This window comes from Rhizobium mongolense subsp. loessense (assembly GCF_900099775.1).
Lineage (GTDB): Bacteria > Pseudomonadota > Alphaproteobacteria > Rhizobiales > Rhizobiaceae > Rhizobium > Rhizobium loessense.
Genome location: NZ_FMTM01000017.1, coordinates 1 through 14939, shown reverse-complemented (window position 1 = coordinate 14939; position 14939 = coordinate 1). Strand labels below are relative to the sequence as shown.

The 14939-nt window shown below is 59.6% G+C and carries 11 protein-coding genes; 8 read left to right on the top strand and 3 right to left on the bottom strand.

What is annotated here, in order from left to right; all coding sequences use genetic code 11:
- Positions 1-8: 8 nt before the first annotated feature.
- On the top strand, positions 9-452 hold the full coding sequence (locus tag BLP23_RS30385) for a DUF421 domain-containing protein (RefSeq protein WP_092588431.1): 444 nt from the start codon (positions 9-11) through the stop codon (positions 450-452).
- Between the two features lie 34 nt (positions 453-486).
- On the opposite strand, the gene BLP23_RS30380 is transcribed toward BLP23_RS30385, so the two are convergent.
- Positions 487-1896 (bottom strand): adenylate/guanylate cyclase domain-containing protein, encoded by a 1410-nt coding sequence (locus BLP23_RS30380; protein WP_092588496.1) that lies wholly within the window; start codon positions 1894-1896, stop codon positions 487-489.
- 271 nt (positions 1897-2167) lie between these two features.
- Here BLP23_RS30380 and BLP23_RS30375 point away from each other — a divergent pair, with 271 nt between their 5' ends.
- The 5 genes from BLP23_RS30375 to BLP23_RS30355 all read left to right on the top strand — a co-directional run bounded on the left by BLP23_RS30375 (position 2168) and on the right by BLP23_RS30355 (position 8789).
- Positions 2168-3442: an aspartate kinase gene (locus BLP23_RS30375; RefSeq protein ID WP_092588430.1), complete on the top strand. Its 1275-nt coding sequence runs from the start codon at positions 2168-2170 to the stop codon at positions 3440-3442.
- 87 nt (positions 3443-3529) lie between these two features.
- Entirely contained in the window at positions 3530-5797 is a 2268-nt protein-coding gene (ptsP, locus tag BLP23_RS30370) for a phosphoenolpyruvate--protein phosphotransferase (protein ID WP_092588429.1), read from the top strand.
- A 28-nt stretch (positions 5798-5825) separates the two neighbouring features.
- Positions 5826-6905 carry a peptide chain release factor 1 gene (gene prfA / locus BLP23_RS30365; protein WP_092588428.1) on the top strand — a complete coding sequence of 360 codons (1080 nt, stop codon included), beginning with the start codon at positions 5826-5828 and terminating at the stop codon, positions 6903-6905.
- The gene (prmC, locus tag BLP23_RS30360; protein ID WP_092588427.1) at positions 6902-7774 is read left to right on the top strand and encodes a peptide chain release factor N(5)-glutamine methyltransferase; all 873 of its coding nucleotides are present in this window, start codon (positions 6902-6904) and stop codon (positions 7772-7774) included. The genes prfA and prmC overlap by 4 nt, the downstream gene beginning before the upstream one ends.
- A 340-nt stretch (positions 7775-8114) precedes the next feature.
- Positions 8115-8789, top strand: a complete 675-nt coding sequence (locus tag BLP23_RS30355; RefSeq protein ID WP_092588426.1) for a DUF4167 domain-containing protein — start codon at positions 8115-8117, stop codon at positions 8787-8789.
- 16 nt (positions 8790-8805) lie between these two features.
- Here the strand turns inward: BLP23_RS30355 and BLP23_RS30350 are convergent, their stop codons facing one another.
- On the bottom strand, positions 8806-9405 hold the full coding sequence (locus BLP23_RS30350; protein ID WP_167364038.1) for a LysE family translocator: 600 nt from the start codon (positions 9403-9405) through the stop codon (positions 8806-8808).
- A gap of 282 nt (positions 9406-9687) precedes the next feature.
- Here BLP23_RS30350 and clpB point away from each other — a divergent pair, with 282 nt between their 5' ends.
- Positions 9688-12294 (top strand): ATP-dependent chaperone ClpB, encoded by a 2607-nt coding sequence (gene clpB, locus BLP23_RS30345; protein ID WP_092588424.1) that lies wholly within the window; start codon positions 9688-9690, stop codon positions 12292-12294.
- A gap of 53 nt (positions 12295-12347) precedes the next feature.
- Here clpB and BLP23_RS30340 read toward each other — a convergent pair whose 3' ends face one another.
- The gene (locus BLP23_RS30340; RefSeq protein WP_092588423.1) at positions 12348-14279 is read right to left on the bottom strand and encodes a M23 family metallopeptidase; all 1932 of its coding nucleotides are present in this window, start codon (positions 14277-14279) and stop codon (positions 12348-12350) included.
- A 428-nt stretch (positions 14280-14707) separates the two neighbouring features.
- Between BLP23_RS30340 and BLP23_RS34150 the strand changes: the two genes are divergently transcribed.
- On the top strand, positions 14708-14939 hold a 232-nt coding region (locus BLP23_RS34150), incomplete at its 3' end, for a hypothetical protein (protein ID WP_208603219.1).

Sequence of the window (14939 nt, the reverse complement as noted above, 5' to 3'; positions counted from 1 at the left end):
AACTCGATATGGAAAGCGTAATTCGCGGCCTTTCGATCTATTTTGCCCTCCTTGTCATCATTCGCCTGTCGGGCCGCCGGACGCTCGCACAGATGACGCCGTTCGACCTCGTGATCTTGTTGGTGGTCTCCGAGACGACGCAGCAGGCGATGCTCGGCGACGATTTTTCGATAACCAATGCGATCGTGCTGATCTTGACCCTGTTTCTTGCGGATATCCTGCTCTCCTATCTCAAGAGCTGGTCACCACTTGCGGCCAAGGTCATCGACGGTGTTCCGACCATTCTGATTGCGAATGGGGTTGCAGACCAGGAGGCCATGCGCGGCTGCAGGCTGCAGATGGAAGACGTGCTCGAGGCCGCGCGCAATCAACAAGGTGTCGAAAGCGTCAAGGACATCCGCTTCGCTATCCTCGAGGTGAGCGGCGCCATCAGCATCATCAAAAATCAATGAGTGCTGAGCCGTCTTCGAAGGCCAGGAAGGTTGCTTACGGAATCGCAAAGATGCTGATTTCTTGGGTGATGCCGCGAAGTGTGACTTTTTGCGACATCGGATTGAGGCCGCGATCCGTCAGAAGGCTGAAGGCGCGCGGGTCGCCCAACACCGAGCCGGTCGCGAAGATTTCGCGCGATGTGGCCAGATGCTGGACGCGCGAGGCGATGTTCACCGTCTGCCCGAAGTAATCCTGCCGTTCGTTCAGGTTCACGGCGATGCATGGTCCTTCGTGGATGCCGATCTTCAGAAGCAGATCTTCACTGCCGCGTTCATGGTTGAGCTTGCGCATCGCCTCGCGCATTTGCATAGCCGCGATGACCGCCCGGTCGGGGGTCGGGAAAGTGGCCATCACCGCATCGCCGATTGTTTTCACAACAGCACCCGCTTCCGCGCCAACGATGTCGTTGAGAATGCTGAAATGCGTTTTCACGAGGTCGAATGCCGCGAGGTCGCCTACCCTTTCGTAAAGCTCGGTCGAACCGCGGAGATCGGTGAAGAGGAAGGTCAGACTGGTGATCTTCAACCGCTGATCCACTTCTATCGTGTCGGTGCGGTAGATGTCGCGGAAGGTTTGGTTGGAGAGCAGGCGCTTGGCAGTCAGGAACGGACGGCGGCGGCCGAGCAAACCATGCAGGGCCTCATTCGCTATGCAAACAGAAGGCAAGGTGCGGACTTCGGTGTGGTTCTCCACCGAAATGCGCACCGGACCCGGCCTCAGCTCAAGGGGCTCGCTATGCCGGTGTGCGCGATCGAATACAAGCGAGAGGCTCTGCCGCTCCTTGGTTGGCTCGCCTTTGATATCCAGGAACTGCGCTGCATGGGTGACCGGTTCGAAGATGATGACGAAATCCGCAGGCAGCTGCAGGGAAATGACGGCCTTCTCTCCTGACGGCAGTTCGAGGGATTCAAGCACGAATTCGTCGACCCTCGCCTCAAAATCCTCCTCCGGCAGGTCGACACCCGAACTCCAATAGATCTGGCGGAAATATTCCAATGGCGGCAATTCGTGCGGATTGTGAGCGGCAATGCGGCGCACCCGCGGACTAACAGTGAAGGTGACTTCAACCATCTCGTCCAGCGTCGGCTCGTAGCCTGCCGCGCAAAGTGCGCAGTTATACTCGTCACTCTGAACGGTCCTCAGCGAGGTATTGGCGTCGAGTACCCCGCCACAGCCGGGACACAGCACGTTCCATGACAGATCGAATATGCCGAGGCGGGACGCATGCAGGAAGGCGTTGACCACCTGCTCTTCGTCGAGGCCCTCGCTGGCTGCGAAGGCAAGCGCATTGACACGGCAAAGCTTGCGGTCGGGGGCGTCGTGGACGAGCCGCTCCATGGCATCGACGATTTTCGGCTGCGCCGACTGGCGCAGTTGTGCGAATAAAGACCGGGCCTCACTCATGAAAAACATCCTACACCGAATTCGGTGCGCGATCAGCGGATTTCCTCAAGGTGGCTGAGATTGCCCCTCGGGTCTTTCCGTTTCCGTCGACGGCCACCTTGCCACCCCCATTCAAACTCGCTAAGAGACGCCGCAACTTGGGCCCTTGGGTGCAAGGCCTTAGAAGGGTTCCACGGACTCCTTATCCGACCCTTCGGCCATGCTTTTTTCAGGGCTTCGTCATGCCGGGTCTGGCTTTCGTCTCTCCCGGCGTTTGCTCTGGTAGAGGCTTATGGCACGCATCGTAATGAAATTCGGCGGAACGTCCGTCGCTGATCTGGACCGCATCAAGAACGTTGCCCGCCATGTGAAACGTGAAGTCGATGCCGGCCACGAGGTTGCGGTGGTAGTGTCGGCGATGTCCGGCAAGACTAACGAGCTGGTCGGCTGGGTGCAGGGGACGCCGAAGGTGGTCGGTGCCAATTCACCTTTCTACGATGCGCGCGAGTATGACGCGGTCGTGGCTTCCGGTGAGCAGGTGACCTCCGGGTTGCTGGCGATCGCGCTGCATGCCATGGACATCAATGCGCGCTCCTGGCAGGGCTGGCAGATCCCGATCCGCACGGACAATGCGCATGGCGCTGCCCGCATCCTTGAAATCGACGGTGCCGACATCATCAAGCGCATGGGCGAGGGTCAGGTTGCCGTCATCGCCGGCTTCCAGGGTCTCGGGCCGGACAATCGGATAGCGACGCTTGGCCGCGGCGGTTCGGATACATCGGCGGTGGCGATCGCAGCTGCTGTCAAAGCCGATCGCTGCGATATCTATACCGATGTCGACGGTGTCTATACGACCGATCCGCGCATCGTGCCGCAGGCGCGTCGACTGAAGAAGATCGCCTTCGAGGAAATGCTCGAAATGGCCTCGCTGGGCGCCAAGGTGCTGCAGGTCCGCTCAGTCGAGCTTGCCATGGTGCACAAGGTCCGTACCTTCGTGCGCTCCTCTTTCGAAGATCCCGATGCTCCGGGCATGGGTGATTTGTTGAATCCGCCCGGAACGCTGATTTGTGACGAGGATGAAATCGTGGAACAAGAAGTAGTCACCGGCATCGCCTATGCCAAGGATGAGGCTCAGATCTCGCTTCGCCGTCTTGCCGACCGGCCCGGCGTTTCGGCCGCGATCTTCGGCCCCCTCGCCGAGAGCCACATCAATGTCGACATGATCGTCCAGAACATTTCCGAGGACGGTTCAAAGACCGACATGACCTTCACTGTGCCTTCGGGCGACGTCGAGAAGGCGATCAAGGTGCTCGGCGAGAACAAGGAGAAGATCGGCTACGATGTCGTGCAGAACGAATCGGGCTTGGTCAAAGTTTCGGTCATCGGCATCGGCATGCGTTCGCATGCCGGTGTTGCCGCCACCGCTTTCAAGGCTCTTGCCGAGAAGGGCATCAACATCAAGGCGATCACGACCTCGGAAATCAAGATTTCCATCCTGATCGACGGTCCTTATGCGGAACTCGCTGTCAGGACTTTGCATTCCTGCTACGGTCTGGATAAGAATTGATTCCCAGCAGGCCTGCCGCATTTAAGTTGTGAAGTTACGCGGCGTCTGCCGGGTTACTTTGCTTTTGTTTTTGGAGCTTGAGACGCCATGAGAGACCTATCCGGCGGTCCGCGCGTGCTGCTCAAGCGGCTGCGCGAGTTGATGGCGGAGCCGCTGGAGCCGCAGGAGCGTCTCGACCGGATCGTTCGGCAGATCGCCAGCAACATGGTGGCGGAGGTTTGCTCCGTCTACGTGCTGCGCTCTGACGGCGTTCTCGAACTTTATGCGACTGAGGGCCTGAAGAAGGAAGCCGTCCACCTATCGCAATTGAAGATGGGGCAGGGCCTCGTCGGGACGATCGCCGCTTCGGCGCAGCCGCTCAACCTCTCCGACGCACAGTCGCATCCCGCTTTTCGTTATCTCCCGGAAACCGGCGAAGAAATCTACCATTCCTTCCTCGGTGTGCCGATCCTACGCACCGGCCGTTCGCTCGGCGTTCTCGTCGTGCAGAACAAGGCGAGCCGCACCTACCGCGAGGAAGAGCTAGAAGCGCTCGAGACCACGGCGATGGTGCTCGCCGAGATGATCGCCACCGGCGAGCTCAAGAAGATCACGAAGCCGGGCCTCGAACTTGACCTGACGCGTTCCGTCACGATCAACGGCGATACCTATAACGAAGGCATCGGGCTCGGTTATGTCGTGCTGCACGAGCCGCGCATCGTCGTCACCAATCTTCTCAACGAAGATTCGGAGAAGGAAATCCGCAGGCTGGCGGAGGCGATGGGTTCGCTTCGGATTTCGATCGACGACTTGCTTTCGAGCCGCGACGTGTCGATGGAGGGCGAGCATCGCGAGGTTTTGGAAACCTACCGCATGTTCGCACATGACCAAGGCTGGGTGCGGAAGCTCGAAGAGGCGATCCGTAACGGCCTGACCGCGGAAGCAGCGGTCGAAAAAGTCCAGAGCGACACCAAAGCGCGCATGATACGTTTGACGGATCCCTATCTCCGCGAGCGCATGCATGACTTCGAAGACTTGGCGAACCGCCTTTTGCGGCAACTGACAGGCTACACCGGCCACACGTCAGGTGACGGTTTCCCGAATGATGCAATCATCCTCGCGCGCGCCATGGGTGCCGCCGAACTGCTCGACTACCCGCGCGCCAATGTGCGCGGCTTGGTCCTCGAGGAAGGTGCTGTCACCAGTCACGTCGTCATCGTCGCTCGTGCCATGGGCATTCCGGTGATAGGCCAGGCGGCAGGCGTTGTCGCGCTTGCCGAAAACGGCGATGCCGTGATCATCGATGGTGACGGCGGCCATGTGCATCTGAGGCCGTTGCCGGAGCATCAGAGGTCTTACGAGGAGAAAGTCCGGTTCCGCGCGCGCCGGCAGGAGCAGTTCCGGGCGCTGCGCTCCGTTGAGCCGCTGACGAGGGACGGGCAGCGGATTTCGCTGCTGATGAATGCCGGGCTGCTGGTCGATCTGCCGCAGCTTGCGGAATCGGGTGCCGAAGGTATTGGCCTCTTCCGCACCGAGCTGCAGTTCATGATCGCTTCCACGATGCCGAAGGCCGAGGAGCAGGAAATCTTCTATCGCAACGTGCTGAAGCAGGCGGCAGGCCGCATCGTTACCTTCCGCACGCTCGATATCGGCGGCGATAAGGTTGTCCCCTATTTCCGCGGCCACGAGGAAGAGAATCCGGCACTCGGCTGGCGTGCCATTCGCTTATCGCTCGACCGTCCGGGGCTCTTGCGCACGCAGCTTCGGGCCATGCTGAAGGCGGCGGCCGGGGCCGAGCTGAAGCTCATGGTGCCGATGGTGACCGAGGTTTCCGAGATCGCGGCGGTTCGCGAGCTTCTGCAGAAGGAAGTGCAGCACCTCTCCCGCTTCGGCCACGGCCTGCCGCGCAAGCTGCAGTTCGGTGCGATGCTGGAGGTGCCGGCGCTCCTCTGGCAGCTCGACGAACTGATGGCGGCTGTCGATTTCGTCTCGGTCGGCTCCAATGACCTCTTCCAGTTCGCTATGGCAGTGGATCGCGGCAATGCGCGCGTTTCCGACCGCTTCGATACGCTGGGCAAGCCGTTCCTCAGGCTCTTGCGCGACATCGTGCGAGCCGGTGAGCGCAACAATACGCCGGTGACATTGTGCGGCGAGCTTGCCGGCAAGCCGATCTCGGCGATGGCGCTGCTTGGTCTCGGCTTCCGCTCGGTGTCGATGTCGCCGGCCTCGATCGGGCCAGTGAAGGCAATGCTACTTGGTCTCGATGCCGCGGCGCTGGCGAAGGTCATGAACGAGGCGTTGGACGATATCCACGCGACGACCCCGATGCGCGAGGTGCTTGCCCACTTCGCCGAGAGCCACAATATTCCCCTTTAGCAGATTATTAGAAGAATCGGAGTGAAGGGTGGCGAAGCTTCCCGTTGAAAAGATGCGCGAGCTGGAACGCCGCTTCGGCGAAATCGAAGCGCGAATGTCGGCCGGCCCGTCGGCGGACGTCTACGTGAAGCTCGCCTCCGAATATTCCGAGCTGCAGCCCGTCGTCACCAAGATCCGCGCCTATGAAAAGGCTGAAGCAGAGATTTCCGATCTCGAAGCGTTGCTTGAAGACAGGTCCGTCGACCGTGAGATGCGCGATCTCGCGGAGCAGGAATTGCCGGATGTGAAGGCGCGCATCGAGGCGCTGGAGCAGGAAATCCAAATCCTGCTGCTGCCGAAGGATGCCGCAGACGAAAAGAGCGCGATCCTTGAAATCCGCGCGGGTACGGGAGGCTCGGAGGCCGCACTCTTCGCAGGCGATCTTTTTCGCATGTATGAGCGTTTCGCCGCGGCGAACGGCTGGAAGGTCGAAATCCTTTCTGCAAGCGAGGGGGAAGCTGGTGGCTACAAGGAAATTATCGCCACGATCACCGGCAAGGGCGTCTTCGCCAAGCTGAAGTTCGAGTCTGGCGTGCATCGTGTGCAGCGCGTGCCCGAAACGGAAGCGGGTGGGCGCATTCATACGTCGGCAGCAACGGTCGCCGTGCTGCCGGAAGCCGAAGAAATCGACATTGAGATCCGGCCGGAAGACATTCGTATTGATACGATGCGATCATCCGGCGCGGGCGGCCAGCACGTCAACACCACGGATTCTGCGGTGCGTATCACGCATCTGCCGACGGGCATCGTCGTCACCAGTTCGGAAAAGTCACAGCACCAGAACCGCGCCAAGGCGATGCAGGTACTGCGTTCGAGGCTCTATGATGCCGAACGGCAAAGGGCCGATAGCGAACGTTCCGCCGATCGCAAGAGCCAGGTCGGCTCCGGCGACCGCTCGGAGCGGATACGCACCTACAATTATCCGCAGGGCCGCATCACCGATCATCGCATCAATCTGACGCTCTACAAGCTCGACCGGATGATGGAAGGCGAGATCAATGAAGTGGTGGATGCCCTGCTTGCCGATTATCAGGCAAGCCAGCTGGCTCAACTTGGCGAGCAGCAATGACGGGAGCGCGGCCGACGGTTTCTGAAGTTCTCGCCGAAGTCCGCCGCCGCTTCACCGAGGCCGGTATCGCCGATCCCGCAACGGATGCAAGGCTGCTCGTTGCCGGATTGCTGAAGTTCTCCTCGACCGAAATGCTCTCACGCGGTAATGAGCCCGTCGCTGCCGATAAAGCGGCGCTGATCCCGGTGGCTGTGGAACGGCGGCTAGCGCATGAGCCGGTCCACCGTATTCTCGGCGAGCGGGAGTTTTACGGTCTACCGCTTTCGCTTTCCGCCGAGACGTTGGAGCCGCGGCCAGACACGGAAGTTCTCGTCGATACGATGCTTCCTTATTTAAGAACCCTTGCAAAGACGGAGGAACATCTCCATATCCTTGATCTAGGAACCGGAACCGGGGCAATATGCCTTGCGCTTTTGAGCGAATTTCCGGAAGCGTCGGGTATCGGAAGCGATGTATCCGCAGATGCCCTCAGGACGGCTGAAACAAACGCTGCAAGAAACGGATTGAACGAACGGTTTGAGACTGTGCAATCAAGTTGGTTTCAAAACATTCACGGTACGTTTCACGCAATCGTCTCAAATCCGCCCTATATTGCTTCCAATGTCATTGACAATCTCGCTCCTGAAGTGACGAAATTTGATCCGGCGGCGGCTCTGGATGGTGGCCCCGATGGGCTTGACGCATACAAAGCGATAGCCAAGGATGCGGCGAGGTTCATGCAGCCGAACGGCGTCATAGGACTGGAAATCGGCTACGACCAGCGGAATCACGTAACGGCGGTCTTCGAGGCTGCAGGTTTCAAATGCGTCGGATCCGCAAAGGATTATGGCCAAAATGACCGGGTGCTCGTGTTCGCACCCATCGCTTGAGCAACAAATTGCAGCATTGAACAGGACATTACTGCTATTGCGAAGAAAAGGCTTGGATTTCCCGGGGAAGCGATATAGGTTGCGCTCACGCGTTGGGCAGTCAAGAAGGAACGTCGATTCGTTCGGTACTTGGTCGGCCTCGGGGGTCCACTCTTTTAAACGAGAGTTTCAAAGGTTGAACACGACCCAATGCGTGAATCAGTCAATATGACTTGAGAACAAGCGGCAGGTCGGCGCGAAGGCGCATTATGCTTGCGGCACGAAGGCCCTGAGCCGGTTTACCGGCCACGGCGGTTGGTGCCATAACTCCACACAAACAGAGAATTCAGGTGAACGATCTATGAGGCCAGGACAGCAGAACAAGCGCGGTCGAGGGCGTGGCAGTAACAATAACGGCGGCGGAAATAACAACAATAATTTCAACCGCAAGGGTGGCAATCCGCTGACGCGGACCTACGACAGCTCCGGCCCCGACGTGAAGATCCGCGGTACGGCTCAGCATATTGCTGAAAAATATTCGCAGCTTGCCCGCGATGCCCAGAGCTCCGGTGACCGCGTCATAGCGGAGAACTACCTGCAGCACGCAGAGCACTATTACCGCATCATTGCGGCCGCCCAGACGCAGATGCAGGAACGTTTCCAGCGCGACGATCGGAACGAATATACCGACCGCGAAGGTGGCGAGCGCGATGGCGACGAACTGGATACGGTAGACAGCGATGATGCCGTCGTCGTTCAGCCGCCGCGCGAGCAGCATCGTCGCGAACAGCGCGCAGAAGCTCCCGCTTCTCTACCGGCGCCGGCTCAGGAAACCAACGACGGAACCGGCCCTCAGCCGGAAATCGAAGGCATTCCGGCCGAAGTCTCCATGGAGGAAGAAGGCAGCCAGCAGCGCGAACGCCAGCCACGCCGCCGTAACGCCAGCAACCGCCCGCGCCGTCCGCGCCGTGCCGAAGGCGAGGGCGAGGCCGCTTCCGCCGAAGCACCCGCTCTGGTCGAAGCGGCTACGGAATAAGGCTGCCGTCTCCGGCTCACACGAAAATTGTCGCGACAGAGCCGGCGAGTACGATTGCCATCACGATATTGAAGGCGCGCGCAATGCGCGCGTCTTGAAGCAGTTTCTGCATCAATGCGCCAGCTATTAACCAGGCGAGACCACTCGGGAAGGCTGCCAAAAAAAATAGCACTGCGAAGGTTGCGGCCAAGCCGAAAGCGCTTCCTGGAGATGCGCCGGAGTAGGCGGCAATCCCACTCACGGCAACCAGCCAGCCCTTCGGATTCATCCATTGAAACGCCGCCGCTTGCAGAAAGCAAACGGCTTTCGTGTCGCCTTTCGCCTGCGTCACGTCCGCCGCGGTCGCGATTTTCCAGGCCAGCCAAAACAAAAAGGCAGCGCCGATCAGATTCATGATCGCCAGCGTAAGCGGATAAAGCAGAAACAACTGCGCAAGGCCGAGCCCCGCACAGAAGAATAGCGACGACATTCCCAATGCAGCACCGAACACGCATGGCAGGCCCCGTGTCAAACCCACGAGTGGGCCGGTCGCCATGATCATGACGTTGCTCGGGCCGGGCGTGATGGCGCCGACGACTGAAAAGGTCAGAAATGCAATCGTTTGCTCCAAGGTCATCAACGCTCTGCTGTTTAGGAAGCTGCTAGGCATACCAGCAGCGCTACAATCGGGTCTTGAACGTTCGTGCCATCAGGCCGTGCCGCGACTTCGCGGAGGACTCTTCGGCCCGGGTTTCGTGGTTCCGGGCTCTTTAAACTCGCAAAAATCCATCCCATATTCGTCCTCGAATGCTTCGTTCAATGTCCAAAAAGATGAAGCGACGGCTCGCCTTTTGAGGGAGCTCAATCTCAATCATCGGTCTGTGCCTTATAAGGGCAGGGCGATCCATGGAGGTAGAATATGAATATCGAAAAGTATTCCGAGCGGGTGCGCGGTTTCGTTCAGTCCGCCCAGACCTATGCCTTGGCGCAGGGTCACCAGCAATTCACGCCGGAACACGTCCTCAAGGTCCTGCTTGACGACGATCAAGGCATGGCCGCTTCGCTGATCGAACGCGCCGGCGGCGATGCCAAGGCCGTGCGGCTTGCAAACGATGCAGCGCTGGCAAAGCTGCCGAAGGTTTCCGGCGGCAACGGCAACATTTATCTCGCTCAACCGCTCGCTAGAGTTTTTTCTACGGCTGAAGAGGCCGCCAAGAAAGCCGGCGACAGCTTCGTCACGGTCGAGCGGTTGCTCCAGGCCTTGGCGATCGAGACTTCCGCTTCGACCTCAGCAACGCTGAAGAATGCTGGCGTGACGGCGCAGAGCCTCAATCAGGTTATCAACGATATTCGAAAAGGGCGCACGGCCGACTCCGCCAATGCGGAACAAGGCTTCGATTCCCTGAAGAAATACGCCCGCGATCTGACCGGCGAGGCCCGCGAGGGCAAGCTCGATCCGGTGATCGGCCGCGATGACGAAATCCGCCGCACAATCCAGGTCCTCTCCCGCCGCACCAAGAATAACCCGGTGCTGATCGGCGAGCCTGGCGTCGGCAAGACGGCAATCGTCGAAGGACTGGCACTACGCATCGTCAACGGCGACGTGCCAGAGTCTCTCAAGGACAAGAAGCTGATGGCGCTCGACATGGGCGCGCTGATTGCAGGTGCAAAGTATCGCGGCGAATTCGAAGAACGGCTGAAGGCTGTGCTCAACGAAGTGCAGTCGGAGAACGGCGAGATCATCCTTTTCATCGACGAAATGCACACGCTCGTCGGCGCCGGTAAGGCGGATGGAGCGATGGACGCTTCCAACCTGCTGAAGCCAGCGCTTGCGCGCGGCGAGTTGCATTGCGTCGGTGCCACGACGCTCGACGAGTACCGCAAGCATGTCGAGAAGGACGCAGCACTCGCCCGCCGCTTCCAGCCCGTCATGGTCGATGAACCGACGGTGGAGGACACGATCTCGATCCTTCGCGGTCTCAAGGAAAAATACGAGCAGCACCACAAGGTTCGCATTTCGGACTCGTCGCTGGTGGCGGCTGCGACGCTGTCGAACCGCTACATCACCGATCGCTTCCTGCCCGACAAGGCGATCGACCTGATGGACGAGGCGGCCGCGCGGTTGCGCATGCAGGTGGATTCGAAGCCCGAAGAGCTCGACGAGTTAGATCGCCGCATCATGCAGCTTAAAATCGAGCGCGAAGCGCTGAAGAAGGAAACGGATGCGGCTTCCGCCGACCGTCTGACGCGGCTTGATGCCGAATTGACGGACCTGGAGGAGAAGGCCAACGCTCTGACGGCCCGCTGGCAATCGGAAAAGCAGAAGCTCGGTCTTGCCGCCGATCTCAAAAAGAAGCTCGACGACGCCCGCAACGAACTGGCAATCGCCCAGCGCAAGGGTGAGTTCCAGCGCGCCGGCGAATTGACCTATGGCGTCATTCCGGAGCTGGAGAAGCAACTGGCCGATGCAGAAAGCCAGGATGGCGACCGCAGTGCCATGGTGCAGGAGGTCGTGACCCCGGACAATGTCGCCCATGTTGTTTCCCGCTGGACCGGCATTCCCGTCGACAAGATGCTGGAAGGCGAACGCGAGAAGCTGCTCAGGATGGAAGACGAACTGGCGACTTCGGTCATCGGCCAGGGCGATGCGGTGCAAGCCGTATCGCGTGCCGTTCGCCGCGCGCGCGCCGGGCTGCAGGACCCCAACCGGCCGATCGGCTCATTCATCTTCTTGGGCCCGACCGGCGTCGGCAAGACGGAGCTTACCAAGGCGCTCGCCCGCTTCCTGTTCGACGACGAGACGGCGATGGTGCGTATGGACATGTCGGAATACATGGAAAAACACTCCGTGGCCCGGCTGATCGGCGCCCCTCCCGGCTATGTCGGCTACGAGGAAGGCGGCGCATTGACGGAAGCTGTCCGCCGCCGTCCCTATCAGGTCGTGCTCTTCGACGAGATCGAGAAGGCGCATCACGACGTCTTCAACATCCTGCTGCAGGTGCTGGATGAGGGGCGCCTGACGGACGGCCAGGGCCGCACGGTCGACTTCCGCAATACGATGATCATCATGACCTCGAATCTCGGTGCCGAATACCTCACCCAACTGGGCGAGGGCCAGGACAGCGACACGGTTCGCGAGCAGGTGATGGAGGTCGTGCGCGCCAATTTCCGGCCGGAATTCCTGAACCGCGTCGACGAGATCATTCTCTTCCATCGCCTGAAGCGCGATGAGATGGGCGCGATTGTCGATATCCAGCTGAAACGGCTGGTGGCGTTGCTGGCCGAGCGCAAGATCACGATCGAGCTCGATGACGATGCCCGCAGTTGGCTTGCCAACAAAGGCTACGATCCGGTCTATGGCGCGCGTCCATTGAAGCGGGTGATCCAGAAGTATGTCCAGGATCCGCTCGCCGAGCAGATTCTCTCCGGCCAGGTGCCGGACGGATCGACGGTTAAGGTCACCAATGGCTCCGACCGCTTGCTGTTCCGCTCGCGCAATTCCGCCGTCAGTGAAGCAGCAGCGTAACGACCGGCATCCGGGAAAGCAAATGGCGGCTCCGGCCGCCATTTTTATTTGGCCTACTTGCTGGCGATCTGATCGACCGGCTGGTTATTCAGGAGGGTATCGATGCGCTTGCGCTCGTCCTGGAATTTAGCCAGTGCTTCGCCGGCCAGCGACTTGCCGCCCGGCAGGCGGATGCGGAGCGGATCGACCTTGGTGCCGTTGACGATCATCTCGTAGTGCAGATGCGGTCCGGTGGATTCGCCAGTGGTGCCGACCCAGCCGATCACCTGGCCCTGGCGAACTTTGGCTCCAGGCACGATGCCTTTGGCAATGGCGCTCTGGTGGTTGTAGGAGGACTCGTATCCATTGGCATGACGGACGATCGTCTGATTGCCATAGCCGCCGGAATCCCAGCCGGCCTTCTCGACCGTGCCATTGCCGGTCGCGATGATCGGCGTACCGCGGGGAGCGGCCCAGTCGACGCCCGTATGCATGCGGGCAAAACCCAGGATCGGGTGGCGTCGCATGCCGAAACCGGACTTGAAAATGCCGTTTGGCACCGGGTTGCGCAGCAAGAACTGACGGATGCTTTTGCCGTCCTGATCGAAGTAATCGACGTTTCCGTCCACATCCTGGAAGCGGTAGAAGCGAGTCACCGTATCGCCAAAACGGGCATTGACGTAAAGCAGTTCGGAATTCGGCGTCGCGCGGCCGCTTGAATCGGCGACGGAGAAAAAGGCCTCGAGGAAATCGGTCGGCCTCAGTTGCGCCTGGAAATCAACATTTGCCGCGAGCAGCTTGATGATCAGCGCCGTCATATCCTTGGTCATGCCGTAGGAAAGAGCGGCGCGATAAATGCCGTCATAAACGCGCGGCAGGTTCTGGCCAGCGGGAACCGACAGCGAATTGTCATCGAAGGCAGTTGCGATCGCGTCAAGCCTGGGCGGCTCACTCGCCTCAACGAAGCGGCTCTTGTCATCGAGAGCGATCGTGACGAGATGACGGGTGCCACGATAGACGCTGGCGCGGATGAGTTTGGCCTGTTCGCCCTTCTGAATGATGCCGACACGCAGGACGTCGCCCTTGGCGAGCTCGTCGCTGCCGAGTGGCGGCGCGAGGTTGGCAGAGAGCATCTTCGCCTGCGGCTCGGGATAGCCGGAATCCATCAGCGCCTTGACGATGGTGACGTCCTGCCGGGCCGGCACGATGTCGTCGGCAAATTCCTCGGTCTGCGGCGTGATCGATTCCGGCGCGGACACCGTCATGTTCTGCTCGAGAACACGGGCCGACAGGCCTGATGTCAGATCTACATCGTTGTCCTCGTTCGAAAAGCGCTGAGGGTCGACGTAGTAGAGCGCCGCGACTTGAGTGGCCCCGTCAGTCAGCGCCGAACCGTTCGAGCGAACATTCTCCTCGACTTCATCCAGAGTCATCCCTGGCGCCGCCTGAAAGTCGCTCTTTCCGATTGGGAAGGGAACGGTCTTGAGGCTCACCTCGGATTCAACATCCGAGCCATAAATCGCGCCGGTCCGCGCGGCCGGTGCGGGCTGCGCCTCATCGGCCGCGAAGATCGCAAGCGCGTCGAAATCCGGATAATCCTCGGTCGCCACGTGATTGGCGGCGAGCCGCATCTTTACATGCGAGAAGGGCTGGCGGCGGACGATTTCCTTGTCACCGTCATGGACGACCGTCGACACTTCCATGATTGCCCGGTCCGAAGGTTTGGCGGCGATCGCGGGGGCGATCAGCCGTCCACCGCGGGTAACGGCGCTATCTTCATGGGTATTGATGCTGGCAAAGGCCTCGGCGGGGATCGCAAGCTGCTGACGGCCATCAAGGGCGGCAAAGAGCGCGACACCCATCAGCACGCTCGATGTGATGCCAGTGAGGAACGTGCCCGAAAGCCAGCGTAGAGAAACCTCACGCTTGTCGGGTGCGCGCCTGCCATCGGCGAGAAGCGGAGGCTCGTTACCCAACGAGCGGATCATCATCTTCTCCGTCATCATGGCAGGTTTATCCGCGTCCTTTCATGGGCTTACTCGGGCTGCTCTGCTGGGCCGAAAGATGTGCATATTTCGGGCATGGAAGTCAAATCACGCTGCAGGGCGCAATCTAGGCGCCCATACCTGCGTGAATCATGCGTCCTTCTGAGACCACCCGATTGTGATCTTGTGAGGGCGGAACCATGGCCGAAGGTAATTTTTACCGGCGTTCAACCGGAATGGCCACCTGCGGGCATAAAAACAGAGCCTTGGAGGGCGCCGTAAGGACCATCAAGGCGAATTTCGCTTTAAAATCAACTGAATGAGAGAAATTTCATTTTTTTCCAAAAAGGCCTGTTGACTATGTCTGAGGGTTAGCCGTATAAGCCGCGTCACTGAACGAGGGCGGCGGCGCTGCTGGCGACGATGTCCTTCGCTCTTGGGTTTCCGGATTGGCTGGATTGCTGATTGGGGCTGGGACTTTTGGGTTTCGGCTTTTGCCTTGTGACTGGATTTGTCTGGTCTGTTATTTGACAATTGAAGATGAGAAGAAAGAGAAACGTGGGCGGCGGAGCTTGCGGGGTCTGAAGGAATTTAGACTTCTGGAAAGAGACTTTGGCGGTCACGTTTATCAAGAGAAGTTACACTGGTTTTTGACGTTTGGCTTTCGGGTTAGGCGTTTAG

Coding starts and splice junctions, on each gene's coding strand:
- BLP23_RS30385 (WP_092588431.1), top strand. CDS start 9: ATGGAAAGCGTAATTCGCGGCCTTTCGATCTATTTTGCCCTCCTTGTC.
- prmC (WP_092588427.1), top strand. CDS start 6,902: ATGACGGGAGCGCGGCCGACGGTTTCTGAAGTTCTCGCCGAAGTCCGC.
- ptsP (WP_092588429.1), top strand. CDS start 3,530: ATGAGAGACCTATCCGGCGGTCCGCGCGTGCTGCTCAAGCGGCTGCGC.
- BLP23_RS30375 (WP_092588430.1), top strand. CDS start 2,168: ATGGCACGCATCGTAATGAAATTCGGCGGAACGTCCGTCGCTGATCTG.
- BLP23_RS30380 (WP_092588496.1), bottom strand. CDS start 1,896: ATGAGTGAGGCCCGGTCTTTATTCGCACAACTGCGCCAGTCGGCGCAG.
- BLP23_RS30340 (WP_092588423.1), bottom strand. CDS start 14,279: ATGATGACGGAGAAGATGATGATCCGCTCGTTGGGTAACGAGCCTCCG.
- BLP23_RS30355 (WP_092588426.1), top strand. CDS start 8,115: ATGAGGCCAGGACAGCAGAACAAGCGCGGTCGAGGGCGTGGCAGTAAC.
- BLP23_RS30350 (WP_167364038.1), bottom strand. CDS start 9,405: ATGACCTTGGAGCAAACGATTGCATTTCTGACCTTTTCAGTCGTCGGC.
- clpB (WP_092588424.1), top strand. CDS start 9,688: ATGAATATCGAAAAGTATTCCGAGCGGGTGCGCGGTTTCGTTCAGTCC.